This is a genomic window from Pseudoselenomonas ruminantium, assembly GCF_900113715.1.
GTDB lineage: Bacteria > Bacillota > Negativicutes > Selenomonadales > Selenomonadaceae > Selenomonas_A > Selenomonas_A caprae.
Genome location: NZ_FOQK01000050.1, coordinates 1 through 2,923, shown reverse-complemented (window position 1 = coordinate 2,923; position 2,923 = coordinate 1). Strand labels below are relative to the sequence as shown.

Annotated in this window: 2 protein-coding genes; both read left to right on the top strand. The window is 47.0% G+C overall.

Annotation, left to right across the window (positions count from 1 at the left end; all coding sequences use genetic code 11):
- Nucleotides 1-135, top strand: a 135-nt coding sequence (locus BM181_RS14850; RefSeq protein WP_256211404.1) for a flagellin, incomplete at its 5' end; no start/stop codon positions are given.
- 131 nt (nucleotides 136-266) lie between these two features.
- Nucleotides 267-2,923: flagellin N-terminal helical domain-containing protein (locus BM181_RS14845; protein ID WP_075445876.1), on the top strand; the 2,657-nt coding region annotated here is incomplete at its 3' end.

Below are 2,923 nucleotides of genomic sequence, written 5' to 3'. Positions count from 1 at the left end.
ACCATAAGGGATGCGAATATGGCCAAGGAAATGACAGAATACACGAAGTATAATGTGCTTACCCAGTCTGCGCAGTCTATGCTGGCACAGGCAAACCAAAATAACAGTAGCGTTTTGTCTTTGCTGCAAGCATGATTTTAAATACTGTCATCGACAGTTAAAATTTGATTTAAGAAAAAATGCGTCAGAACGATATAATAAATAGCAGGCTTTGTCTTTGAGGATAAGGATAGAATCCTATTTCATAGGGACGTGAGGGATTGGCTATGACTATGACGGTAATGAATAACCCATCGGCTATGCTTTCACTGGGAGAGTTGAACAAGAATGTTTCCTCTTTGGGAAAGAAGCTCAAGAAAGTGGCGACGGGAACCAAAATAACTGGCGCAGGTGATGGTGCATCAGAGTATTCGATTTCTGAGCGTATGCGGGTACGGCTAAGAGCACTTGAACAGGATGCTACGAATGTGCAGAATGGTAAGACTATGCTGAATGTGGCGGCAGGAGCCATTCAGGAACAGCTGGAGATTATGCGGACAATCAAGGCCAAGGTTCTTGATGCGAATAATGATACGAATACGGACTTGGATCGGCTTACGATACAAAAGGAGATTTCGCAGGGGTTTGATCAGGTACATGATATTGCGTACGAAACGAACTACAACGGTAAGCTGCTCTTGGTGGGCGACAAAAAGGTGGATGAAATCTACACCTGGCGAATCCTGGACAAGCCAGAGCCGGTGCCGGAAAGCGGTACCTTGAATCTGATTGCTGATCAGTATGATACGCTGGATGGTCAGACAGGGCCGTTTGCGGTATTGCCGTTTTATAGTACGACAGCGGTAACGATAGAGCCGCTGTTAGGGAATCTGACCAGTAAGAATCTTGAAGGTGGTGCGGATGGCTACTATGATCCACCTACGACAGCGTCCCCAGCTTCCTTTACTGTTGATTTTTCCGGTTATGATTCGTCGAATGCGGAAGGCGTGGGCTTTTATACGGCCAGCAATAGTTCAGGTTCAAGTGCTACTTATTATGTACTGACGAATAATCCTACGGGCAAGAATTATCGCCATGGTGCAGGTTCCAGTGAAAATGTAGTGGAGATAAATATCAACGGTTTGGATTCTGCTGGTATAGCGAGTGCGGTGGCATCAGCTATCAGCGGTAAAGGTGTAGTAGGCAGTGCGACTAGTAGTGGCAATGTTGTCAGTGTCACTACAGCTTATTCTGGTTCAGCAGCTAATAATGCCACGGTGAAGGGATGGAGCCAGTCCGCAGGTTCAGCTGAGAAAACTATAGGCGGCGGTGAGAGCAAGAAATATGGGCGCAGCAGTGCTACGTCTACAGGTTTAGGGAATAAAAGTGCTAAGGGTGTGCCGGCTTCGGCGGGCACCTATGTACCAGCAACTTATAAGGAGTATCATGATCCTGCTACCGATATTACCACGCAGGTAGTGGATGTACCAGCTCATTACGTAGGCGGCAGCGGTGGCAGCCCGGCTAGCCTGGCGTTGAATGTGGGTGGAGCGCCTACAGGTTCTGGAATAGCGATTAATTGTTCTGGAACAAGCGGGACCGCTTATGTACGTATTGTGGATGGCGGTTCGATAACGCGTGATTCTACGGGCGTTTATGAGGTAGGCAGGGATGCCAATCTTTCCGATTACAAATTATGTACTTGGGATACCTATAAGCCAAACAATGCCGTGGATAGTTATGTCAGACTGTCTATGGCTAATGGTCAGATGACACTTACGTCTGTTTATTCGGGTGCTACAATAACAACTACGGATGGTTTTTCGTCAGTGGCCGGGGCTGATGCGATAGCGCCGACAACGACGACTGTGAATTTTGAGACGGTAACGGCTTATAATGGTAATGTGACGGTAGCTAATGGTGGTGTTGATAGAGGTGCTTACCATGAGGGGCCGCGTGCGAGCTACACGATGGACCTCACGGCTTATGATACCACGGACAGTGATAAGCTGGAAGCGTTTATTGAGGCACTTCAAGGCAAGGCTCTGAGTACTAGCGGTGTAGGAACGATTGAATTCATTGACAGCAAGGTGCCAACATCTTTTGAAGCTTTGAAGCACTTGCCGAGCGGGATAACTTTCGATTTGAATTCCCTCAGGTCATATATGGCGAATGACAATACGAAGACCGTGGCTGATGCATTTATTTCGCTTATGTCAGCACAGAGCGCGTATCTTAGTGATGGCAGCGATGCAGTGGCAGGAACTAAAGGATTGAAAGTAACTGCGTATGCTAGAGAATCTGCTGGTAACAGCCAGGTCATCAGTTTGTCGCAGGGCAATATGAGCGCTTATACGATTGATTTCAAGGCATATGCCTCGAGCAACAGTTTGTCATTGCCGGATGATTTGGATGGTAAAGGATTCCGGGTGTACTGTGCTACCTGCGCAGATCAGTGGTTTAACTTTCAGTTCAAGTCAAAGGACGATCCATCGGATGCAGATCGGCCGGCCAGTGGACAATCTGGAGCGGATATCAAGACTACTATTATAGATATTTCTGGGGTAACGGATGTAAAATCTTTGGTACAGGCTCTTTATGATCAAGGTGGCAATGCTATGGAACACATCATGAATGGGCGCTCGCATATGTTGCATTTTGCGGCTGATCCCGAGGCGGGAACTTTAACCGTTTATGATGACCGCAAATTTGATTTGCGGAATTATTCCAGCCAGTATCCATATTTGCAAGAGAAAGGAGCCAAGCTGGCTGATGGTGTTCTGGATGATGTGCAGAAAGCTACGCGGGGAATCTATGTCCGGGATTTGGTTATCCATCATACCGACAAAGCCAGTATGAACATTCATGTTCAGATTCCGCAGACCTCAATGGATCATCTTTTCAACTATATACCTGGGGTAGCATCCTACAAGGACTATAACGT